At 45.0% G+C, this 21,670-nt stretch carries 21 protein-coding genes and 1 tRNA gene; 9 read left to right on the forward strand and 13 right to left on the reverse strand.

The genetic code is table 11. From position 1 onward, the window contains the following. Positions 1-4: 4 nt before the first annotated feature. The gene (locus BMZ72_RS19065; protein WP_089811144.1) at positions 5-679 is read right to left on the reverse strand and encodes a FadR/GntR family transcriptional regulator; all 675 of its coding nucleotides are present in this window, start codon (positions 677-679) and stop codon (positions 5-7) included. Between the two features lie 158 nt (positions 680-837). Between BMZ72_RS19065 and BMZ72_RS19070 the strand changes: the two genes are divergently transcribed. The 3 genes from BMZ72_RS19070 (at position 838) to BMZ72_RS19080 (ending at position 2,353) form a co-directional block, all read left to right on the forward strand. Beyond that, a complete protein-coding gene (locus BMZ72_RS19070) occupies positions 838-1,488 on the forward strand; it encodes a tetratricopeptide repeat protein (protein WP_089811146.1) in 651 nt (216 codons plus the stop codon). A gap of 142 nt (positions 1,489-1,630) precedes the next feature. After that, positions 1,631-2,197 carry a MarC family protein gene (locus tag BMZ72_RS19075; protein ID WP_012788793.1) on the forward strand — a complete coding sequence of 189 codons (567 nt, stop codon included), beginning with the start codon at positions 1,631-1,633 and terminating at the stop codon, positions 2,195-2,197. An 84-nt stretch (positions 2,198-2,281) separates the two neighbouring features. Further along, positions 2,282-2,353: transfer RNA gene (locus BMZ72_RS19080), tRNA-Arg, on the forward strand. A 64-nt stretch (positions 2,354-2,417) separates the two neighbouring features. Here the strand turns inward: BMZ72_RS19080 and BMZ72_RS19085 are convergent. From BMZ72_RS19085 to BMZ72_RS19100, 4 genes are all read right to left on the reverse strand, one after another. Then, positions 2,418-2,672, reverse strand: coding sequence for a hypothetical protein (locus BMZ72_RS19085; protein ID WP_089811148.1), 255 nt, complete (start codon positions 2,670-2,672; stop codon positions 2,418-2,420). Between the two features lie 37 nt (positions 2,673-2,709). Continuing rightward, a complete protein-coding gene (locus tag BMZ72_RS19090; protein ID WP_089811150.1) occupies positions 2,710-3,621 on the reverse strand; it encodes a glycosyltransferase in 912 nt (303 codons plus the stop codon). A gap of 167 nt (positions 3,622-3,788) precedes the next feature. Beyond that, entirely contained in the window at positions 3,789-4,328 is a 540-nt protein-coding gene (locus BMZ72_RS19095; protein WP_089811152.1) for an SRPBCC family protein, read from the reverse strand. Positions 4,329-4,417: 89 nt separating this feature from the next. Beyond that, positions 4,418-4,825: a hypothetical protein gene (locus tag BMZ72_RS19100; RefSeq protein WP_089811154.1), complete on the reverse strand. Its 408-nt coding sequence runs from the start codon at positions 4,823-4,825 to the stop codon at positions 4,418-4,420. 96 nt (positions 4,826-4,921) lie between these two features. On the opposite strand from BMZ72_RS19100, the gene BMZ72_RS19105 reads away from it, so the two are divergent. From BMZ72_RS19105 to BMZ72_RS19115, 3 genes are read left to right on the forward strand one after another with little or no spacing between them, the layout of a single operon-like run. Next, positions 4,922-6,388, forward strand: coding sequence for a DUF3375 domain-containing protein (locus BMZ72_RS19105; RefSeq protein WP_089811156.1), 1,467 nt, complete (start codon positions 4,922-4,924; stop codon positions 6,386-6,388). A gap of 14 nt (positions 6,389-6,402) precedes the next feature. Further along, positions 6,403-6,999: a DUF4194 domain-containing protein gene (locus BMZ72_RS19110; RefSeq protein ID WP_089811159.1), complete on the forward strand. Its 597-nt coding sequence runs from the start codon at positions 6,403-6,405 to the stop codon at positions 6,997-6,999. Between the two features lie 28 nt (positions 7,000-7,027). Next, the gene (locus BMZ72_RS19115; RefSeq protein ID WP_089811161.1) at positions 7,028-10,429 is read left to right on the forward strand and encodes an ATP-binding protein; all 3,402 of its coding nucleotides are present in this window, start codon (positions 7,028-7,030) and stop codon (positions 10,427-10,429) included. Between the two features lie 80 nt (positions 10,430-10,509). On the opposite strand, the gene BMZ72_RS19120 is transcribed toward BMZ72_RS19115, so the two are convergent. Further along, positions 10,510-11,670: an iron-containing alcohol dehydrogenase gene (locus BMZ72_RS19120; RefSeq protein WP_089811163.1), complete on the reverse strand. Its 1,161-nt coding sequence runs from the start codon at positions 11,668-11,670 to the stop codon at positions 10,510-10,512. 316 nt (positions 11,671-11,986) lie between these two features. Beyond that, positions 11,987-12,712 (reverse strand): hypothetical protein, encoded by a 726-nt coding sequence (locus tag BMZ72_RS19125; protein ID WP_089811165.1) that lies wholly within the window; start codon positions 12,710-12,712, stop codon positions 11,987-11,989. A 74-nt stretch (positions 12,713-12,786) separates the two neighbouring features. Between BMZ72_RS19125 and BMZ72_RS19130 the strand changes: the two genes are divergently transcribed. Then, positions 12,787-13,170, forward strand: a complete 384-nt coding sequence (locus BMZ72_RS19130; protein ID WP_255373237.1) for an AraC family ligand binding domain-containing protein — start codon at positions 12,787-12,789, stop codon at positions 13,168-13,170. On the opposite strand, the gene BMZ72_RS19135 is transcribed toward BMZ72_RS19130, so the two are convergent. The 4 genes from BMZ72_RS19135 to BMZ72_RS19150 all read right to left on the reverse strand — a co-directional run bounded on the left by BMZ72_RS19135 (position 13,171) and on the right by BMZ72_RS19150 (position 16,810). Beyond that, positions 13,171-13,935 carry a carboxypeptidase-like regulatory domain-containing protein gene (locus BMZ72_RS19135; RefSeq protein WP_089811167.1) on the reverse strand — a complete coding sequence of 255 codons (765 nt, stop codon included), beginning with the start codon at positions 13,933-13,935 and terminating at the stop codon, positions 13,171-13,173. It lies immediately after the preceding gene. A 210-nt stretch (positions 13,936-14,145) separates the two neighbouring features. Beyond that, positions 14,146-14,871 (reverse strand): carboxypeptidase-like regulatory domain-containing protein, encoded by a 726-nt coding sequence (locus BMZ72_RS19140; RefSeq protein WP_089811169.1) that lies wholly within the window; start codon positions 14,869-14,871, stop codon positions 14,146-14,148. Between the two features lie 22 nt (positions 14,872-14,893). Beyond that, positions 14,894-15,604: a carboxypeptidase-like regulatory domain-containing protein gene (locus BMZ72_RS19145; protein ID WP_177222840.1), complete on the reverse strand. Its 711-nt coding sequence runs from the start codon at positions 15,602-15,604 to the stop codon at positions 14,894-14,896. Between the two features lie 75 nt (positions 15,605-15,679). Continuing rightward, positions 15,680-16,810, reverse strand: a complete 1,131-nt coding sequence (locus BMZ72_RS19150) for an alpha/beta hydrolase (RefSeq protein WP_089811602.1) — start codon at positions 16,808-16,810, stop codon at positions 15,680-15,682. Between the two features lie 145 nt (positions 16,811-16,955). On the opposite strand from BMZ72_RS19150, the gene BMZ72_RS19155 reads away from it, so the two are divergent. Continuing rightward, on the forward strand, positions 16,956-17,333 hold the full coding sequence (locus BMZ72_RS19155) for a winged helix-turn-helix transcriptional regulator (protein WP_089811172.1): 378 nt from the start codon (positions 16,956-16,958) through the stop codon (positions 17,331-17,333). Between the two features lie 73 nt (positions 17,334-17,406). Continuing rightward, entirely contained in the window at positions 17,407-19,218 is a 1,812-nt protein-coding gene (locus BMZ72_RS19160) for a serine hydrolase (RefSeq protein ID WP_089811173.1), read from the forward strand. 86 nt (positions 19,219-19,304) lie between these two features. Here the strand turns inward: BMZ72_RS19160 and BMZ72_RS19165 are convergent, their stop codons facing one another. Together BMZ72_RS19165 and paaN are read right to left on the reverse strand one after the other, a co-directional pair. Further along, the gene (locus BMZ72_RS19165) at positions 19,305-19,967 is read right to left on the reverse strand and encodes a YceI family protein (protein WP_089811175.1); all 663 of its coding nucleotides are present in this window, start codon (positions 19,965-19,967) and stop codon (positions 19,305-19,307) included. Positions 19,968-19,982: 15 nt separating this feature from the next. Further along, complete coding sequence (gene paaN / locus BMZ72_RS19170) at positions 19,983-21,641, reverse strand: phenylacetic acid degradation protein PaaN (protein ID WP_089811177.1); 1,659 nt, start codon at positions 21,639-21,641, stop codon at positions 19,983-19,985. Positions 21,642-21,670 lie beyond the last annotated feature (29 nt).

Below are 21,670 nucleotides of genomic sequence, written 5' to 3' on the forward strand. Positions count from 1 at the left end.
CTGTTTACTTTGTTGGCTCTTCGTTGTTATGTTGTGCAATGCGTTGCGCCCAGTGCCAGGCTTTCTGTGGGTCCTGTGCAATGATGCTGTTCAGCAGATTTTTATGTAGCTGCTGGGTTTCTCTGAAGGTTTCCGCGTTTTTGAATTGCGCGAGGAAGTGATTTTTCAGGTGATGAGCGACCGTTTTATACAGGTCCGTCAGAATACTGTTGTTGGAGGCTTCCGCAATGGATATATGAAAATTGATATCCGCCTCAATAGAAGCTGCTGTATCATCAATAGCGGCGGCTTCTTTTCGTTGCCGGAGCCAGGACTCCATCTTTTCCAGATCATCGGCCGTTCTGTTCAGCGCTGCTTTCTGGGCAATTTTCATTTCCAGGAGCAGGCGTACTTCATCCAGATCGTCGGCAGTGGCTCTTTTTAAGCGCTGGGGCAGTGGCTCTTCAATGCCTGTGCTGGCTTCCACAAAAGTACCCAGCCCCTGCTGTACACGGAGTACACCGCTATTGGCCAGGATGCGTACGGCTTCACGGATGGAGGAACGGCCTACGCCAAAAGTCTGCATAAGGGCTGGTTCCGTCGGCAGTTTTTCGCCCGGTTTATAAGTACCAAGGGAGATCTGTTCCTGTAAACGCTGGGCTACTTCGTCGGCTAGACTGTTTTTTCTGATCGTTGTCATAACTTAAGTCATCATATCATCTGATGATTCAAAGGTAAAAGAATCTCTTAATATCGGCACATCTTTTTTTATTTATCTTTGCGCCTCTTATAATGTAATAAGCGGTAAAACGTGCAACTTTGTAAGGGCTCTACTGATTTTTAAAACAAGATTCGCAAATGAAAGCATTTAATTTATTTATTCTATATCGTCTGCCATTAGGTATTCTCTTCCTGGTGGGTGGTGTTGCGCTGGGTATTACGATAGGATGGTGGGAAGCTACTATTCCTTTGCTGATAGCCGTAATATGCATTGTTACGCACTTTATGTTCGGACCAATGAGGCTGGTGCAGGAAGCTGTTGAAGCCGGAGATCTTGACAGGGCGATGGGAATGATGAATAAGATCGCTTTTCCTAAGCTGCTGTATAAACCTATCCGCTCCGTATACTACTTCATGCAGAGTAACATGGCGATGTACAATAAGGATCTGGACAAAGCGGAAGCTACTATCCGTCAGAGTATCGCGTCCGGCAGCCCGATGAAAGAATATGAAGGTATGCAGTACTTCCAGCTGGGTACCATCGCTTATCAGAAGAATGACCTGAAAGAGGCAGACCAGAACCTGAAAAAAGCGGTACGTATGGGACTGCCTGATAAGGAAAATACCGCTGCTGCATTACTGACCCTCGCATCTATCTGTATGAGCCGCCGTGACTTCAAAACTGCGAAAGATTACCTCCGCAGGGCTAAAGCACAGAAGGCTACTACTGGTCAAATAGTTAGTCAGATTAAAGAAATGGATAAGTACCTGTCCCGTATGCCAGGTTGATCAGCTGACCGAATTACAAAAAAGGCGTCCCTCCATTGGTGGGGCGCCTTTTTTATGCCCTTACTAATTCCAGTTATAGCAGTATATTTCCATATGTAATAACCAATTAAACCGTTATTTTTGTTTAAAACACGTTACTCCTATGTTCAGTTTTGACCAGATTCTGGCTATTACTTTCACGCTTTTCGCGGTAATTGATATTGTTGGTTCTATCCCAGTGCTGATTTCACTGAAAGAGAAGCTTGGCCATATTGACTCCGGAAAGGCGACTATCGCATCCGGTTTCCTGATGGTGCTTTTCCTGCTGGTAGGAGAACCTTTCCTCAATTTGCTGAGCGTAGATGTGCACTCCTTTGCAGTTGCAGGCTCGATCGTGATCTTTGTGATCGGGTTGGAGATGATCCTGGGTGTTGAGTTCTTCAAAAGTGAGAAAGACACAAAAACGGGTAGTCTGATCCCGATCGCGTTCCCCCTGATCGCGGGTTCGGGTACACTGACGACCATTATGTCATTGAAAGCCAACTATGAAGAAACCAATATCCTCGCGGGTATCTTGCTCAACCTGGTGATCATTTACGTGGTGCTTCGCTCCCTGAGCTGGATCGAACGTATGCTGGGTAAGGCGGGATTGATGGTCGTACGTAAATTCTTTGGTGTGATCCTGCTGGCGATCGCCGTGAAAATCTTCAAGACGAATCTCAATATGTGATCGAAAATAAGCGCAAACCGCTTTTGTAATTGATCTTTAAATACCTTAGTTTTGCCTTCCTTTCCTGGTGAACAGGATGGCTTTGGCCTCGTAGTACAATGGATAGTATAAGAGTTTCCGAAGCTCCAGATACAGGTTCGATTCCTGTCGAGGCTACTAAAAAGGCGATATAGCAATGTCCTGCTGTATCGCCTTTTTGTTTATAAACCCTTTACAGTCTTTAGAATTCAATTGTAGCTTTTGGGAATCCCTGGGTGATCTTCTTCTTATCCTCTTCACTGAACTTATTATACCGCAGATCCAGGTATTCCAGTGCTTTCAGCTCATAGATCGTTTCTGTCCAGTCGGTATCCATGTCGCCATCAAACAACAGCACATTGCCCTCATCAAGGCATTTGATAAGATCGTATTGGGATACATCAAACTGTTCTCTGATAACAGAAAGGAAGACAATTTTTGGAGTAATGGTTTTCACGATACAGGTAAATTTTTATTGACGGATATGCCGGCGATTATGGATGTTCCCGCATTTTGAAGAACATCTTAATACAAAACAGGAACTTCCGGAAAGAATTCCGTTTCTTCATTGCCAGCAGGTATTTCTTATAGGCGAAATACAGGCGCATACGATTGAAGTTGTGTATGAGAGAGTAGCTTTCGTATGTTTCAAGTAGTTCCCCAAAGACTTTCTTTTCCTTCGCAAATGCCGGTGGACAGTAATCACGGAAGGTCATCAGTCTGAATTTTGTGGCGTCGATTCTTTTTTTAGTCCCTGTATGTTTACTGGTGACATTGTTACCGTGCTGTCTCCATTTTACAAATGGTTTATCCAGGTATTTAATGGTACCGTGCAGGGTGGTAAAGAATCCCAGCCAGAGATCATGTGGCATATCCGGAAATGGCATAGCGGCATCGGCGATCTCTTTTTTCATAATCAGTGCATGCCCTGCTACACAGTTGTCAGTAGCAAAAACCAGGGGATTGTTGAAGTCCTGTATCTCCTTGAGATCAGAGTGATTCCAGCGTTTTTCCAGCTGGTCATTCACGATCTCAGAATCAGAAGTGATCATCGGGTAATCACCTATGGCAGCCATCAGTTCAGTTGTCTTTTCCGGCACCCACACATCATCCTGATCAGAAAAGGAAATATAGCTTCCTTTAGACAGGGTGACACCTTTCTCAAAATTCTTGATATACCCCAGGTTCACCTCATTTTCATATACATGTACATGAGGGTATTGACGGGCATATCTTTCCAGTATTTCGAAGGTATTATCAGTGCTGCGGTCATCTACAACAATGATCTCGGTATTGGGATACGTCTGCGCAATCAGCGAATCCATCTGTAACTCAATATATTTTGCTCCATTATAGGTAGCCACCACTATTGATACCAGCGGTTGCGCTGCTGCTTGGCTTGACATAGAAAATCTGCTATTAAAATATTAGCCCCGAAAGGCATGAGGGAGTAAAAATATTGATAATATTCATATTTACATAAAATCAGCTCAATGCTTTCGGCAGGGATTGCTTTAAAGCATAAGGCGCTGGTAACTTCCGTCACCAGCGCCTGTTACTATATCCGGCTTTACTATTTTTCCAGTACGCCTTTCAGTCTTGTCAGCCCTGTCTGCAGGTCGTCTCCGATCATTTTCTCAAAATCCATGAACAGCAGCATCAGATTAGAAGGATAGTCCATATGGCCATTAAAGCCCCATTTTACTTTGGTCTGAGTAGGGGATACCGCCTCCGTTGTCATATAAGCCTGTTCGGTAGATTCGAAGGGTTTATAGAAACGCAGTTCAAAATCGAGGCGTTCTCCTTCGGTGATCTTTTTGATCTCCTGTTCGCCTTTACCCACATCTTTTTTATCGCTGTCCCAGGCGGAAATGAAGCCCACCGTACCATCGGTGCCGGTATAGGTCTTTTTCATATCCGGGTCCATCATAGCCCATTTACTGTAGTCATTCTGATTTTTCAGCAGCTTGACATAGTCAAAAACCATCTGTTTGGGTTGGTTAATCACGATTTCCCGCTCAACAGCATAGTTTTTCTTTGTAAAGACCGCAATCAGCAGTAAAATGGCAATAACGGCGACAATTAACAGGAGGATCCTCTTTAAGACTTTCATGTAGTGTAGGTTTAAGTATCTGTTTACGTGAATGGTATATAGCTACCTGATTTGTAAAAACAATGCAACAGGGGAATTGTTTTCCGGTCTTACTCTTGCCAGTTCATACAGCTGATCATATAGTAAAACATGGCGCACACTGGCTCCCCCTTATATCTGGCAGGCTGAAATCCCTTCATTTGGAGAAATTCATCGCAGAGTTTTTCCTTCAGTTTATCCGGCATTCGGGTCTGAAAAAAGACGTCCGTAACCTTTCCCTGTCTATCAACAAGTAACTTAGCCCGTAAACTGTATAACAGGCATTCCGGATCTTCTCCACCCATGGAGCTGATAATGGGCATAATTTTCCTGCTGGAATGCTGCATCATGGTCTTTTCAAGACCGGGAAGGACTGGCATAATGTCAAACTGGTCATATACATGCGCACATTTTGACTGACAAAATGCGGCTTTTTGCACCCCTAATAGCACTAAACACGTGATTAATAATACTTTCATAGTCAGGAGATGGATCAAAATACGGCTTTCCCATTATCCACAACCGCTCACAAATCCATTTTTTTTCTCCAAATTACAGCCCTTTGGGGATTTAATATGAATAAAGACGATCTATATTGGTTAATATCCACCTCGCCAGCCATTCAAATGCTTCGCTTGCGCAATACGCAATGGATTTTACCCTTCCTATATGGTGTTTTTAAGGAGGAGAACCGGTTTTCTATATCAGAAGGCCAACTCACCCGTCTGCTTGCCGAAACGCTTGGCCAGCAGGATGATGGTACGGAAGACCTGGAAGAAGCAAAGATCAACTTTGGAGAGGATGAAGAAACCCGCGCCAGAAAGTATATCCTGAACTGGGTCCAGAAAAGGCTCCTGCAGGACCTGCCGGATGCCGAAGGGAATACCCAGTACCAGCTCAGTGCCTACACAGAGAAAGTGTTCCAGTGGATGCAAACCTTACAGCTGCGTCAGCACGTAGGGACAGAAAGCCGCTTTAAGCTGCTTTTTAATTCCCTGCGGGACATTGTGGAGAATACGGAAGATGACAGGGCTAAGAAACTGGAAATACTAAAGAACAAAAGATCGGAACTCGATAAAGAGATCAAAGCGCTCGAGTTGGGTATTGTACCTGACAGGTACAACAATGCCCAGGTGGAAGAACGCCTGGAATTGTTTACCCGGCTGTGTTATGAACTGATCAGCGACTTCCGTGAAGTGGAAGATAACTTCAAGGCTATTCACCGCACCATCGTAGAACAGCATACAAAAGCAGAACAAACCAAAGGCGCTATCATCGGTTTCGCCTTTGAAGCATATGATTCCCTACGGAACAGTAATCAGGGAAAGAGCTTCTATGCTTTCTGGGACTTCCTGATCTCCCGTGCAGGACAGGAAGAGTGGAGAGCGCTCACAGAGCAACTGGTACATACCGTTGAGGAAAGAAATATCAAAGCGGATGATCAGTTCCTGATGAACATCAAATCGATGTTGTTACAGCAGGGTAAAACGGTATACGATGCCAACGATAAGATGGCAGAAAAGCTCAGCCGTATTATTTCTGAAAAAGAAATAGCCCGTCACAGGCGTTTACGGAAGCAGATCAACAACATCAAGGAATTCGTCTTCGATCTGATCGAAGATCAGAATGTTGAAAGCGGTATTACGATTGACGACAGCGCGCAGATCCGCATGGTGATGGAAAAGAAGTTGTCTCTCGAACAGAAAAAATCAGCCGTAGAAGTTAAACAACCTGCCAATGCGACCGAACAGATCGCAGACGTAGAACGTTTCAGCCGAATGCTGAATACTTCTTTTATCAACAGAAAACAGCTTTGGGAGAAAGTGGAAACAGTGCTGAAAGATAAGCAGACAGCTACACTGAAAGAAGTACTGGAGCAGTCTCCGTTGGAATTTGGTCTGGCGGAAGTGATTAGTTACTATGACTTCCTCCGTGAAAAATCCAGCCGTGCATACATTGTAAAAAACACTACAGAACTGATTCCGCTGAATCCGGAGCAGACAAGATTTGTAGAGGTTCCATATCTATTATTTGGTAAATAACAGCACACACTATTATGAGCACAGCGAAAATACTACCTTATGCACCAGTAGTGGTAAAACTGTTGAAAGGCCCTGTAGAATATGTGGAGAAGGGCGCCTGGGAAAAACTCCTGCAATACAAAGTTGAACTCACCGGTTTCCTGCAACAACTGGGTCTGTACCTGGTGCTGGATGAACAGGATGGATTTGCTTTTGTAAAACATGCCTTGTCTGAAGATGATGAAGCTTATGTTAGCTGGGTACACCGCCGTTCTTTCAGCTACGAAGAAAGCATCATGCTGGTGTTGCTGCGTGAGATGATGGCCGAATTTGAGATCAGTGAGTCGGGGTCCCGCGAGCTGATAAAAAAACGCCGGGAAATCAAGGAATACGCAGAGTTGTTCTTCAAGGAAGGCGCCAGCCGTATCAAATTCCTCAAAGAAATAGACCGGTTGATCGATAAAGTAGAAGAAAGCGGATTTCTGCATCGTATAGAAAATCATGAAGTGCCTGATGAACAGAAGTTCAGGATCAGGAAAATTATCAAGGCAAAAGTAGACAGTGAAGCACTGGAAACTTTTCAGCAGCAGCTGAGCGAACTGGCCATTGGCAGTAGCGTGGAAGCTGAATAACATACCATAAAACTTTTTGTAAAGAACAATGCAGTTAAACGTTTTCAGTACTGATAATCATAAAAGTGGATTCCGATTACAATACCTCGAGGTATTGAACTGGGGTACATTTGATGAGCATATTCATAGTATTAAACCTAACGGGGAAACCAGTCTGCTGACAGGCGCCAATGGTAGTGGTAAAACCACCTTTATCGATGCCCTGCTGACACTGATGGTGCCTGAGAAAAGATATCGTTTCTATAACCAGAGTAGTGGTAGTGAAAAGAAAGGTGACAGAACGGAAGATTCTTATGTAATGGGCGGATACGGCATGGTCAATAACGAGGCCACCGGCGTAGCTAAAACCCTTTATTTAAGAGAGAATAAAGAAGATGCATACAGCATCCTGCTGGCCAACTTTGCCAATGAAGCAGATCAATATGTCACCTTGTTCCAGGTAAGGTATTTCGTTAACGGCGATATGCGTAAGATCTTCGGTGTTGCACACCGCGCTATGCATATAGCCGACGATTTCAGCCCCTTTGATATGGGAGGTGCCTGGAAACGCCGTATCGATCAGCTTTACAATAAAGGAGGTCGCAGACAGGTAGAATGGTTTGATGCTGCCAGCAAATATGCACAGCGTATGGTGGAGGCACTCGGTATGCAGAGCATACAGGCCGTGCAGCTGTTTAACCAGACCGTAGGTATCAAAGTGTTAGGTAACCTGGATGACTTCATCCGTACCAACATGCTGGAACCTCGTAATATGGAAGAACAATTCCAGGAGCTGAAGAAACACCTGACCACCCTGCTGGATGCACAGCGTAACATCGAGAAAGCAGAAGAGCAGATCCGTTTACTGGGGCCTATTAAAGAGCACCATGAGAACTTCTCCTCTTATCTGACTTCCATCATGCAACTGAAGCAGGAGCTCAATACAGCTACCATATGGAATAGCTTCACGCGTAATCAGTTGCTGACACAGGCACTCATCGATCGTCGTCATGAAGTAGATGCTTTGCATAAGAAGATCGAAGAGGCGAAGGTCAATATGACCGATCTCCTGGAACAGGAACGCGTGACGAAAAACCTGATGGAGCAGAATAAGGCCGGACAGCGTTTACAACAGCTCGAAAAGGATATTCAGGACCTGGAAAAGAAAAAGGCAGAAGCAGAAGAAAGCCTGAAGGAATTTGCTTCCTGGTGCGATACCCTGCATGTGAAAGAAGAAGAGATAAACGATGATGCTACCTATCAGCGTATCCTGAAAGAAGCTAACCGTGCAGCCCTGAAACTGGAAACAGAACAGCGTCTGAATGAAGAAGATGAGTACAGTGCAAAACGTGTAAAAGAACGTGCAGAGAGTGAAAAAGAGGGCCTTGAAAAAGAAATAGAATTACTGCATCAGTCCAGAAATAACATTCCTTCTCACCTGGTCGATCTGCGTAAAGAGATTTGCAGCAGTCTGAGAATCGATGTAGGCGAGATTCTCTTCGCCGGTGAACTGATACAGGTGAAATCAGAAGAGATTGAATGGCAGCCTGCACTGGAGAAACTGTTACACTCTTTCTCCCTGCGTTTACTGGTGCCGGAGAAACATTACAAAAAGGTCACTTCCTTTGTCAATAACAATAACCTGCGTACACGCCTGATTTATTATCAGATCAAGGAGTCTGCACTGACACTGTATCCGGAAGACGATACGGTATATCACAAACTGGACTTCCATCCTGATCATAAACTGAGTCCGTGGGTACAGCAGCAGATCATTCAGAATTTCAGTTACGTATGTGTGAACAGCGAGCGGGAATTGCAAAGGAATGACATGGCCATCACGGTAGAAGGTTTGATCAAAAACCGCGACAGGCATGAAAAGGATGACCGCGCACATAGTAATGATGCTTCCCGTTATGTGATGGGGTGGAACAATGAGCGGAAAAAAGATGCCCTCATTTCCAAAAGAAGCAAGCTGAATGAAGCGATCATTTCTTCCAATGAAATATTGCAGACCTGTAAGTCCAGATCCGCCCGTTTGCAGAAGCAATTCTATGCAGCAGGACGTTTGAAGGAACACAAAGGTTTTGATGAGATCAATATCGGTAAGCTACAGAAATCTATCCGTAAAGCACAGGATCAGATCGGCTCACTGACAGACGAAAACCAGGAACTGGATAGCCTGAAACAGCAGCTGCTGGATATAGAACGTCAGAAGGATGATAACCAGGAACTGCAGGCAATGCTGATCAGAAATGAAGCGCTGGAACAGCGTAACATTGAAGAGATGGAAGAAGAGCAGCAGGCGATGCAACATCTGTTGCAGCACGTTACAGAAGGCGATAAGGATGAACTGCTGAACTTCCAGCAACAGAACGGTCACCTGCTGGGTAACGTCACACTTGAGAATGTAGCTGCGATCTATAAAGCCCTGCGTGAGAATAAAGAACAGGACCTGCGACTGGCAGAAGACGCCCGTCATAAGGAAGAGGTGATGCTGAACAGAAGTATCAATCGTCTGAAGAATCCGCAGGCGGATATCCTGCAACGTTTCCCTGACTGGATATCTGATGTACATGTTTTATCTGATGATGCCGTAAATGCGACGGAGTATATCGAATGGCTGGATAAACTGACGAATGATAACCTGCCGGGATATAAAAAGGATTTCGAAAGCTATATCAACGTTACCATTACTTATAAGATCGGCGGGTTGAATGAAGAGATGGAAAAATGGGAACGTGATATCAGTAATACAATTCAGAAACTGAATGATTCCCTGGCGGGCATTAACTTCAACCGTCTGCCGGATACATACATACAGCTGGTAAAACGTCCGGTAGCTTCCGGTAGTGAGGCGCGTGAATTCAAGAGTCGTTTGCTGGATGCATTGCCACAGGCAGCTAACTGGCAACAGAGTACATTCGAAGAAAAAGCGCAGCATTTCCGTGAGCGGGTACAGCCACTGATCGCGGCACTGGATGAAAGTGAAGCATACCGCGCACGTGTACTGGATGCCCGTAACTGGTTTGAATTCTGGGCAGATGAACGTTTCCGTGAGACGAATGAATCCAAAAAGATCTATCGTCAGATGGGACAGTTGTCCGGTGGAGAGAAAGCGCAGCTGACCTATACGATCCTGTGTAGTGCGATCGCTTACCAGTTTGGTATTACCAGAGAGGGTAAGAATGCAAGAAGTCTGCGATTCATTGCGGTGGATGAAAGCTTCAGTAACCAGGATGAGGAGAAAGCAACGTATCTGATGGAACTGTGTAAACAGCTGCACCTGCAATTGCTGGTGGTGACGCCAAGTGATAAGATCCAGATCGTACAGAACTTTATTGCACATGTGCACCTGGTACAACGTGTGAATGGACGTCAGAGCGTACTGTATAATATGACGGTAAAAGAATTGCAGCATAAGATAGCGGACTCGGAAGTCCCTGTTTAAACTGACAATGATATTGTAATAAAAAGAAAGCGCTTCAGCCTGTTAGCTGAAGCGCTTTTGTATTAGTATGTGTGGGCTGACTAATAGCTCATTTCTACGATCTTCTCTACATCTGAAGGCGTCAGGTCCTTTCTTTCTCCGATACCATTCCAGCCCCTCTCTATGAATTTCTGAGAGATCGTCTGGGCGGTGCCTTTGAAATCACCGGTGTATTCAGACAGCCTGGTATTGATTTCCAGGGAGTGGAAGAAGTCTTCTGTTGCTTTGATACCCGCTTCCGCTTTTTCATCTGTAGTACCGCTGGTGATATTCCATACGCGCTCCGCATATTGCGCCAGCTTTTCCTTTTTACCGTTGAAATTGTAACGATAATGAGAAGGTGCTATGATGGCCAGTGTGCGTGCATGATCGATGCCAAATAGCGCGGTTAGTTCATGTCCCATGGCATGTACTGCCCAATCCGTAGGAACGCCTTTCTGGATCAGTCCATTCAGCGCCATGGTACAGCTCCACATGAAGTTGGCGGCTGCTTCATAGTCTGATGGATCTTTGACGATCTTCGGCGCCACTTCTACCAGGGTCTGCATGATACTTTCGGCGATTCTATCCTGTAGCAATGCACCGATAGGATAGGTCATGTATTGTTCCATGACATGTGTGAACGCGTCTGTGATACCGTTAGCGATCTGACGTTTAGGTACAGAAGCCACTACCTGTGGGTCTAGTACGGAGAACTGCGGAAATAATCCGGGTCCGCCCATGGAGAATTTCTCCTGTGTTTCATGACGACTGATCACAGCGCCTGAGTTCATCTCTGATGCGGTGGCAGGTAATGTCAGTACAGTGCCAAAGGGCAGGCCTTTCTTCGTCACAATCCTTTGGGAAAGGATCTCCCATGGATTATCCCCTTCGTATAATGCGGCAGAAGAGAGGAATTTTACACCGTCAATAACGGAGCCTCCGCCTACTGCCAGCATAAAGTCGATCTTTTCATCTTTGATCACCTTCAGTGCTTTCAGCAATACCTCATATTCCGGGTTAGCGGGAATGCCACCGAATTCCAGGACGTTGAATCCCTGTAAAGCCGATTTTACCTGATCATAAATACCATTCTGTTTAATACTGCCACCGCCATAAAGCATCAATAACTTTGCTCCGGCAGGAATTTCTTTTGCAAGGTTGGCAATCTGTCCTTTGCCAAACAAGATCTTTGTCGGGTTCCTGAATTCAAAATTTAGCATGTGGGTCTGTTTGTTAAAGTAAGTGTACTGCTCTTTTCTCTACGCAGCAAATGTAAATGGCAGCGTACTATGATTAACATGCTATTACAGTAAATAGTTTGATGCCCAATGTTAAAAAGTGGCTATCAGGCACACTCTTTACAAAGCGGAACGACCTGTGGCGTATCGGTTGACGGAGTCAATTATCGGCATCGGATGATTAAATGATAATAATTTTATTAATTGATTATCAAATTAATAAAATATTGACTTAATCAATTATATGGTAAATGGCGCTCAGTAAGTGTAGGCTGTTGTAAGGCTTAGTGTGAATAGATCAGGAAAGTCCTGCCTGTTTCAGAAACCAGTAAAACAGGAAGCTGGAATAGAAAAAAAACAATATGAAATTTACCCGTTTAGTCCATTTTTTAAAAGGATTGGTGGCTGTATATATACAACCCCATATGAAGATACTGATTGCTCCGAGCAACACATGTGTCAGTGACGCAGGATTGCTTGTTCGCAGTACCCCATAGAAAAAAGGGATTATACACGTTGGGAAAAACACGGATTCCCGGGTAAGCATGTCGGATATACCCCTGACTTTTTTTATTTCAATATGTTGCTTGAGCAGTTGTACCGCTTCCGTATAATTTTCCATGTTATAGGGAATGTCTATACTGGCACTTTTTTTCCGGCCTCTGATAATGATCTCTTTCTTCATATCAGATTGTTTGGCGGACGTGACATCCGTGTAAGGAATGCTGACAATGTCGTCGTCTGCATTTTTGCTGCTGATGCTGTCCTGATCTATGGTTATAGTAGCGGGCCCCCTGCGTTTTTTCTGATATAGATAGTCGTCGTATAATAGGACGGACCCTCCGGCTATTACAATTATGCAGGTCACGTAAATTTCTTCTAATTCTTTCAGGGTTGCAATACCGCTCAACAACTGTAACGATACCATAAATGCAATTATAAAAGTTGTGGCTCTGAGAAAGTTCAGGAGCAGATTCTTTTTTAGTGTTGGAATGGGGCGGGGCGCGATTTCGTAGATACTCATGGTAGATGGGTTAATTGCTTCCTGAATTTACTGCATTTTAGCAAAACTTTAAGGCAAACAGTTCTATCTTGTGTATGAAACAAGGAACAACAGTTATGATCAGAGCAATTAAGTTATACACAGGAGAAGACGGTCATTCGCATTTCACTATTGGTACTGTAACACATAGAGATGTGAAAGAAGCAGATTCTATTATGTTCAATGAAACGGCTCCCCGTTCTACCTATGACTGGCATCCTGCACCGACTACCCAATATGTCATTACCTTATCCGGTACACTGTTGTTTGAAATGTATAACGGAGAACAGTTTACACTAAGACCGGGAGATGTATTGATTGCCATGGATACACATGGTACAGGTCATAAATGGGAACTGATAGACGATCAGCCATGGAGACGTGTATATGTTACTTTCAAAGAAGGTGTTGATTTCAACTTCGTTCCTGACGCGCAATAATTAACGACGACTGAACAGACGGCGTAAGCGTGCGCGCAGACTTTTATCAGCATGATAAGGTTTACCGTTTTTGTCGATCAGCATTAAACCGGTGGTCGCTAATTCCTGTGTAACTATTATCAGTTCTTTTGAAAGTGATTTTTCATCCAGCTGTACAATGAGTTGCTGCGTCTGAGTTCCTACAGCCTGTATGATCAGTGTAATTTCCCCGGAAAATAGCGTTTTAGACAGCTGTAGCTGGAAGAGTCCATGTAGATCTGAGACGGTACCTATCTGCGTATCTTTCACACGTATAGTGGCATACATCAGTGTATCTTTTCTCCTTCCTTCTCCCAGGAATGTTCTGCCTTTTATAATGTAGGAGGAAGAATCATTGTCTGCCGCTACTGGATTTGTATGCTCATCAGGTGTAACAGTAAGCGGTAATTGCATCGTTAGATGCGTGTCTTTATCAGTTGCTTTCGACTGTTGACTAAACAACGCTAATAAGCTCGTAAATCCTGCGAAAATAGCAGCAGGTATAAATGCTTGCCGCGTCTGTGATAATGCCTGTATTGGCGTATTTAGCTGACCTGGAAGGAATCTTCCGCAATGGCTGCCTGGATGCTTTTTTAAGAAGTCGATTATTTGCTGATCATTCATCAGGGTAAAATCAGTCACTGTTTGCTGACAACTATTACAGAAGCGTCCTTTTTCTACCGGTGTCATCTCCTGCCATGATTCATGACAGGGAGAGGGAATGGATATTGTAATACCTTTTTTCATAAGTGGGTCTTTTAAGTGTTATGTCTGACGTCGCTGATATCCGGCTAAAAGAAATCAAGGTTCTTCTCTTGCAGTTTTTCTCTGCTGTGCACTGGCATAAGATGCCATGAAAGTCAATACAGCAATAAGCATCATAGCAGTATATGCTGTTTTGGGGGTGGTTGAAAATGCAGCTGATCGCATCAGAAATAGGTTTACTTAAAGTTACTACTAATGAAACAAAGAACCTATCTTATATTTTAGCCTTTGCCATACAGTAGACGGTCTCCAGGAATGAACTCCGCCCAATACTACTCCTTCAATATCAAATTGCTGTGGCACTAATGCAACAACTATATTTTGTTGCAGTTCAGGTGATGATATCGGCAAAATCTGTGTTTGGTAACCAATGGAAGAAATGATCAACAGGAGGTCTTCTCTTTTTATGTCTGTGGGTAGATGAAGCGTGAATGCTCCTGTAGTATCTGTAATGTTTTTTATCTTGCCACCTTTCAGGACAACCTCTATACCTGGTAATGGCTTATGATCAGCGGTAGTATCAACTACATGTCCCGAAACGACAATTGTTGTATCGCCCTTTGCAATGATATCTTCCTTTTCATTCAGCTGGACTGTTGCTATGGCTGCTGCTTTTGCACTCATCGCTGGTGCCGTCAATGTCAGTGCCGATATCATCGCCGCAATTTTCATCCATGGCGTATGCTTTTCAGTGGTATAGATTTCCCTGTTGAGCTGTGATACATGTAACCTGCCACATAGTTGTCCTTTTGAACGGTTCATCAGATTCGCTATTTCATGATCACTCATATTTGTAAAGTCAATCACTGACTTCTGACAGTGCTGACAGAACTTTCCTTTTTCATCAGGCGTCATATCCTGCCAGGATTCATGACAGGACTGCGGGATAGATAATGTAACCGGATTCTTCTTTCTCATAAAGGATAGTTTAAGAGAACAATTAATTCAGCATCATTTTTATTTTGTCGGATAAGCGCTGCCAGATAGATTTTTTCTGTAAAATGGCGTATTCTCCAAATATCATCCCCCTCGTCTCTAACCTGATACGCAGATTTTTATGCGGCCGTTTAACCTGCACTTCTTTCGTCTCAAATCCGACATACGTAATGATCAGTGTGACAGAAGCAGCACCCGGTTCTGGCAACCGAAGGTGAAAATGTCCGTCATTATCAGCGATGGTCCCGGTCCTTGTACCTTTTATCATTACCGTTGCACCTGCCACCGCTGTATTGTCATCATCTATGATAGTGCCATTGATCTCGCTGATCAGCTTAACTGGTTTTTCCTTTTTGTGGCTTGTATCTGCTGAAGGTTTTATGCCCTGTTCTGTCAATGGCGGATGCCCTGCTTTTGCTTCCGGCAGGAACAGATACAGTGCAGACAGCATGGCTGCGATAGAAATAAAAGGCTTCCTGTTGCCGGCAGGAGCTACGGTGACCCTGTTTAATTGTTCCGGCAGAAATCGTCCGCAGGTCTTTCCGGATACATTAGACATGTATTCTACCAGTTGTTGATCGCTCATCGCAGAGAAATCAATAACTACCTTCTGACAATGTTTACAGAACCGCCCTTTTTCATCAGGCGTCATCTGGTTCCAGTTCTCAGAACATGGTTTGGGTATGTGCAGTGTAAAAGGGGCTGTCTGTTTCATAAGTTTAGGATGCTGAAAAATACCGGAATCCATAAATAGACATAAAAAAAACCGGGTCTCCCCGGTTCCTGCATATTATTGAGTTACGTTATGTAAAAAGCGCTCTATCGCATAGGTGGATAGTTGTCCGCCGGGACCTTTTAGATTATAGTCAAAACCATGTGTGGCCCAGGGGAGTGAAAGAAAGAAATGCTTGATGCCATTGTCCGCCAGTTTCTTATTCAGACGGGTACTATGTTCATATGCTACCAATGCATCTTTTGCACCATGGATGATGAGGGTTGGAACGGCATGTTTATCTGCGAATTCGATCGGTGAACTGGCGGCATAATTGCCCGGTACCGCCCCGTAGGTACCACCCAGGTAGTTTTCCAGCACTTTACGGGAGTCCATTACCAGGGGATTGGCAGGAAGGGAGTAACCCCATACCATATCTGCCGGACCATAAAAGTCAACCACCGCTTTCAGACCGGGTATCTGTTGCCGGTAAGCTGCCAGCAGCGCTATTTGCGCGCCTGCAGAACGGCCTAACAGCACAAAATTGTCGGTATCTATCTGGAGTTCAGCAGCATTGGCCCGCAGGTAGTCCATGGCTGCATATACATCCTCAATAGGAGCGGGGCAGAGGAACGCCGGTGCCAGTCTGTAATTCATGGAAACGACATGATATCCGGCATGTGCCAGATAGCTGTTCAGTTCCGGTAACTGCCTGCTGTCTCCGCTGCTCCAGGAGCCGCCGTGTACGACGATCACACAGGGACGGAGTCCAGATTGCTGTGCAGGGTAGAAGTCCAGGGAAGAGGAGGCCAGATTGTCTGTACGGTAGGCATATGTCCTTGCTGCGACCTTTGGCTGGGGATAGTCGGTCAGCATCGTGATAAAGCTGAAGGGAGTCGTCCGGCCGGTTTCTTCCTCCTGCTCATCCAGGGCTTTGTCCATAGCAGCAGGGAGGTCTCTGGCAATGAAATAGGCCCTTATCACCGGCGATATATACAGCAGCAGGGCGGCGATCCCGATCAGGGTACCTGCCAGCTGAAACCTGCCGGGATATAGTCCTGTTACCAGGAGTACAAAGGTAATAGTGATAAAGACCCAGGCGAATTCAGCAACGCCGATGGCCAGCATCCACAGGTGATAGGTAGGCGCTCTGAAGACGGATAGCAAAGAAACCAGGAAAGCGATGATGATGAGAACTAAACGGACCATATTTACTTTTTGTGGAACATGTAATGTTCCTGCGGCATAAAGATATGAATGGAACCTGATATGATGATAAGCCATCCATCCCAAACTGCTTTGACATCTAAGGCAATAGCAGTAATTTGAGTTTATCGATAAAAACGTGTTGTATATGGCAGAAAGAAAAACCAATTCATCTAACTATCAGAACCAGTCTTACCTGGAAAGCAAATGTCCGCTGAACGAGCTGCTGTTTACAATGAGCAGACGCTGGACTACAGACGTCCTCTTTTGCATCGAGGAAGGGAATAACCGCTTTTCCGGTATCCGGGAAGAGCTGGCGTACATAACGGATCATATTCTGTCTGACAGACTGAAAACATTGGAGAAAACAGGACTGATCACCCGCCATCAGTTTCCGGGTATGCCGCCTAAGGTAACTTATGCGTTAACGGAGCATGGTGTGGAGTTATGTAATCTGCTGTCCAAACTGTGCGACTTCTCCAGTCTGATATACGAAGAGAAAGAAGAGAAAGCTGTCACCGCCTGAACATATTGTTCCACGTTATGAAGAAATATTGGTTTTAAGTAAGTTTTGTATCTTGGCTTACTAAATTCCCAACATGAGAAAAGTTAGCCTGTATCTGTGTCTTCTGCTGATCGCGGTTCTGCGTGTCAGTGCACAATCAAATGACAAACAAATGCAACGTCTGGCCGGCGTTGATAAGATCGTAGAAAAAATGTTGCATGACTGGCATGCCGCTGGCGTGGCTGTTGCTGTTGTGGAGAAAGATAAGGTGATCTATGCCAAAGGATTTGGCTATCGGGATTATGAGAAAAAACTACCTGTTACCCCCAACACCGTATTTGCGATCGGTTCCTGTTCCAAAGCATTTACTTCCGCCTTACTGGGTGTGCTGAGAGAAGAAGGGAAACTGGACTTCGAAACACCGGTCCGCAATTATCTGCCGGAGCTCGTCTTCTACAATGATGACATGAATGCACATATCACCCTGCGGGATATGATGAGCCATCGTACAGGTCTGTCCCGTTATGATTACTCCTGGTATTTGTTTGGCGCCCCTACAAGGGATTCCCTCTTATACCGTATTCGTTTTATGGAGCCGAATGAGCCATTGCGTTACAAATGGCAGTATAACAACTTTATGTTCATGGCACAGGGATCTGTTGCAGAGAAGCTGACCGGTAAAAGTTGGGAAGAAAACATGAAGCTCCGCTTCTTTGACAGTCTGGGTATGACGCACTCCTCAACAGGTATTGACGGTTTTAAAGTGGAAGATGCAGCAGTGGGATACGCTGTTACCAAAGACACTGCCATCACTAAGAAAGACTATAAAGATATCCAGATCATCGCTCCTGCAGGTAGTATCAACAGTAGTGTCAGTGATATGGCGCACTGGGTTTCTGCCTGGATCAACGGAGGAAAATATAACGGTAAGCAGGTAATACCTGCCGCCTATGTTGGTGAGGCACAAAGCGCACAAATGGCAATGGGAGGTGGACGACCAGGTAAAGACCAGCCGGAAGTACATGGCAGTGACTATGGTCTGGGATGGATGATCTCTTCTTACCGTGGACACTACCAGGTAGAACATGGTGGTAATATAGACGGATTTACCGCCAGCACCTGTTTCTATCCTTCCGATAGTATTGGGATTATCGTACTGGCTAATCAGAATGGTTCTCCGGTGCCTATGCTGGTCAGGAATCTCTTTTCTGACAAACTGCTCGGATTGAAATACTATGCCCTGTCAGATTCTATGCTGAAAAAGAGAGCAGCGCAACTGGCCATGGATAAAAAAGGTCAGGAAAGTAAGGATACAGCGAAAGTGAAGGGCGCAGGTGTGATCCGTAGTCTGAGCGAATATACAGGCGTTTATGTCAGTAAATCATTCGGTAGTTATGAGGTCGTTATTCAGAACGACTCTTTATTTGCTTTGATCCCGCAGGAAAAAAATTACCTGAAGCATGTGGCTTATGATATTTTCCAAACCTATCAGGTAGATAAATACACAGGCATTGATACTACCGCACCAGGTTCAAGGATCAAATTCAACGCAGATATGAACGGTGATATCAATGAATCCGAAATTGATCTGGGTGTAAAAGATGCTGTGCGTTTCAGCAGGAGCCCTAAGGTTGCACCGCTTACAAAGGCTGCATTAGAGAAATACCTCGGCGTCTATTCTTTTGGAGGAATGGAGGCAACGGTACACATAAAAGGAGAGGACCAGCTGATGATGAATGTGCCTGGACAGATGGACTTTACATTAGTACCTGTTGATAAAAACAAGTTCGCCTTAAAGGAAGTGAAGGGGTTTACAGTGGAATTCAGTCTGAATGAGAAGGGAGAGGTCGTGTCACTGACTTCTATACAGCCGAATGGCCGCTTCAAAGCAGAGAAAAAGAAGTAATCAGTTAGTAACGGATATACAATAAAAGGAGGCTGTCCGCCATATTGGTAGACAGCCTCCTTTTTTATGCTTCAACAGCGAATATATTATCTGGCGGCAGTAATTCTGAATTCAAGATTTACTGCTGTGTTGATCAGCTTATCCTGCATGGATTTATCGGCTCTGTAGGTCATGCCCCACAGCGTTCTGTCGATATTGAAATTGGCCATTGCCGTGACAGTACCATTTTCAAACCGGATAATAGCAGGGAAGGAGATATTCTTGGTGATATTCTTGATCGTCAGATTACCCTGTACAGTATAATTTGCGTTCTTCATCAATACCTCATTACCCACAGACGGCGTAAAGTCGCTAACGTTGGTAATCTCGAAAGTAGCTACCGGGAACTTTACCACATCAAAGAACAGCGGGCCTTTTAACTCATCTTCCAGTTTACGTTTCAGAGAAGTATCTGATTTGGACAGGTCGATATTCTCCAGGGAGTTCATACGGATAATGATATTACCACCGGTGATGGTAGTATCTTTTACCAATAACTTGCCTTCCTGCAGTGTAAAACGGCCGGTATGTTTGCCGGTAGGCTTGGTGCCTATCCAGCGTAATTCGCTGTTAGCAGTGTCTACCTGGTATGGGCTTCCTTTGCCCTCTTTTACCGGGTGAGCCTCTGTAATGGTTGCCTTGTCAGCTTTCGGGGCCTGTTCACAGGCTGCCAGCAAGGCGATCAGCATGATAGAAAGTATATATTTCATAAACAAATTATTCCGTCAGCTTCCGGCCACTTCCCGGTTTCCTACCCATACGAACCTGCGCAGGATGAATTCCGGGTTTGTGAAACTGGCATTTCCTGCAGGGTTGCCACCTGTCACATGAAAATCTGAAAATGCCGCATGCTGGTTTACCCAGATGAATCCGGTAAAGTTAAAGGATACCGGTGTAAATACCCCATTCATCTCTTCGGTGATCTTCTCTTTCATTTCGGGACTGGTGGTATAGGCCGCGCAGGTGATCGCACCATGTTGTTGCGCCATTTGCCGGGCCAGCTGTATGGATTCATTGGTATCCTTTGTTTTTATCAGCAACAAAACCGGGCCAAATAATTCCTGTTCGAAGATATGTTTGTCGTTGCTGCTGACTTCCAGGATGGAGGGTGTGCAACCACGGGCATGGGTAAACTCTTCATTGACCAGCGGTTGTCCTTCAAGGATAACTTTTGCACCCAGTTTGCCGGCATTATGTGCCCTTTCCAGGGTGTTTTCGTTCTGCAGCGCGCCAAGTGTGCCTGCACCCATTTTTGGGTTGTTTACGAGGCTTACAACCGCATCCTTAAATTTCTGTACCACTTCATCAAAGGATAGTTTACCGTTGCTGGTAGTGATGCCTTCTGCAGGGATAAAGAAATTCTGCGGAGCAGTACACATCTGTCCTGAATATAATGACACTGAGAAAGCCAGGTTCTGCATCACTGCATCGATATCTGCCACGCTGTCAATAATAACAGAGTTGACACCTGCTTTTTCAGTGAATACGGTCTTGTTTTTTAATGATTCCACATAGTTGCCAAAGGTGCTGCCGCCGGTATAGTCGATCAGCTGAATACCGGGATGCTCGCACAGGGTTTTGGTAATAAGGGCTGTGGAAGTATCTGCAGCCAGCTGACAAAGCGCGGGACTAAAGCCTTTTTCCTGTAATACCTGCTGTATAGCGGCTACTACGATGGCAATCGGCAGGATCGCTTTCGGATGTGGTTTTACAATCACCGGATTGCCTGTTACCAGATCGGCATAAATGCCTGGTAATGAGTTCCATACCGGGAAGGTGGAACAACCTATCACCAGACCTACTCCTTTGGGAATGGCCCGGAAGTTCTTTTTCAGCTGAAGGGATGTTTTGCCCATTGGCTTTTCCCACATCAGGGATGCCGGATAACGGTTGCCTTCATGATAGCCCATGGCAATTGCTTCAAGTGCTCTGTCGTTGGCATGCGGACCGGAAGCCTGAAAGCTCATCATAAAGCTCTGTCCGGTGGTATGCATGGTGGCGTAGGCAATGTCGAAGAAGCGTTCTTTTACTGCTTCCAGTGTTTCCACAAGGATGTCGGCACGCACGTCTACAGTGGTGTTACGCCATTGCGGAGCTGCAGCGATAGCACGGTGTACCAGTTCATCGGGAGAGAAGATCGGGTAAGTGATGCCCAGCGCCTCCTGGGTATATGGAGACACTTCTTCTCCTGCCCAGGAAGTTTCTCCTGTTTGCAGTAACTGCTTAAAGGGCTGTTGCAGCAGTGCTTTATAGCGGGTTTCTCCCTGCTCTGCTGCATTTTCACCATAGGCTTTAGGGTGTTCCGGGTACTGTGAATAAAAAGCCCGTTCATGATTCGCCTTTACGGCGTTCTCAATTGTGTTTTGGTGTTTGATGTTAAACATATGTGGAATTTGAGAATTGATTACCTGAT

It is taken from the genome of Chitinophaga sp. YR627, assembly GCF_900114995.1.
Taxonomy (GTDB): domain Bacteria; phylum Bacteroidota; class Bacteroidia; order Chitinophagales; family Chitinophagaceae; genus Chitinophaga.

Excerpts from the sequence above, each read along its gene's own strand:
- BMZ72_RS19065 (WP_089811144.1), bottom strand. The coding sequence starts at position 679 with ATGACAACGATCAGAAAAAACAGTCTAGCCGACGAAGTAGCCCAGCGT.
- BMZ72_RS19070 (WP_089811146.1), top strand. The coding sequence starts at position 838 with ATGAAAGCATTTAATTTATTTATTCTATATCGTCTGCCATTAGGTATT.
- BMZ72_RS19075 (WP_012788793.1), top strand. The coding sequence starts at position 1,631 with ATGTTCAGTTTTGACCAGATTCTGGCTATTACTTTCACGCTTTTCGCG.
- BMZ72_RS19090 (WP_089811150.1), bottom strand. The coding sequence starts at position 3,621 with ATGTCAAGCCAAGCAGCAGCGCAACCGCTGGTATCAATAGTGGTGGCT.
- BMZ72_RS19095 (WP_089811152.1), bottom strand. The coding sequence starts at position 4,328 with ATGAAAGTCTTAAAGAGGATCCTCCTGTTAATTGTCGCCGTTATTGCC.
- BMZ72_RS19100 (WP_089811154.1), bottom strand. The coding sequence starts at position 4,825 with ATGAAAGTATTATTAATCACGTGTTTAGTGCTATTAGGGGTGCAAAAA.
- BMZ72_RS19105 (WP_089811156.1), top strand. The coding sequence starts at position 4,922 with ATGAATAAAGACGATCTATATTGGTTAATATCCACCTCGCCAGCCATT.
- BMZ72_RS19110 (WP_089811159.1), top strand. The coding sequence starts at position 6,403 with ATGAGCACAGCGAAAATACTACCTTATGCACCAGTAGTGGTAAAACTG.
- BMZ72_RS19115 (WP_089811161.1), top strand. The coding sequence starts at position 7,028 with ATGCAGTTAAACGTTTTCAGTACTGATAATCATAAAAGTGGATTCCGA.
- BMZ72_RS19120 (WP_089811163.1), bottom strand. The coding sequence starts at position 11,670 with ATGCTAAATTTTGAATTCAGGAACCCGACAAAGATCTTGTTTGGCAAA.
- BMZ72_RS19125 (WP_089811165.1), bottom strand. The coding sequence starts at position 12,712 with ATGAGTATCTACGAAATCGCGCCCCGCCCCATTCCAACACTAAAAAAG.
- BMZ72_RS19130 (WP_255373237.1), top strand. The coding sequence starts at position 12,787 with ATGAAACAAGGAACAACAGTTATGATCAGAGCAATTAAGTTATACACA.
- BMZ72_RS19135 (WP_089811167.1), bottom strand. The coding sequence starts at position 13,935 with ATGAAAAAAGGTATTACAATATCCATTCCCTCTCCCTGTCATGAATCA.
- BMZ72_RS19140 (WP_089811169.1), bottom strand. The coding sequence starts at position 14,871 with ATGAGAAAGAAGAATCCGGTTACATTATCTATCCCGCAGTCCTGTCAT.
- BMZ72_RS19145 (WP_177222840.1), bottom strand. The coding sequence starts at position 15,604 with ATGAAACAGACAGCCCCTTTTACACTGCACATACCCAAACCATGTTCT.
- BMZ72_RS19150 (WP_089811602.1), bottom strand. The coding sequence starts at position 16,810 with ATGGTCCGTTTAGTTCTCATCATCATCGCTTTCCTGGTTTCTTTGCTA.
- BMZ72_RS19155 (WP_089811172.1), top strand. The coding sequence starts at position 16,956 with ATGGCAGAAAGAAAAACCAATTCATCTAACTATCAGAACCAGTCTTAC.
- BMZ72_RS19160 (WP_089811173.1), top strand. The coding sequence starts at position 17,407 with ATGAGAAAAGTTAGCCTGTATCTGTGTCTTCTGCTGATCGCGGTTCTG.
- BMZ72_RS19165 (WP_089811175.1), bottom strand. The coding sequence starts at position 19,967 with ATGAAATATATACTTTCTATCATGCTGATCGCCTTGCTGGCAGCCTGT.
- paaN (WP_089811177.1), bottom strand. The coding sequence starts at position 21,641 with ATGTTTAACATCAAACACCAAAACACAATTGAGAACGCCGTAAAGGCG.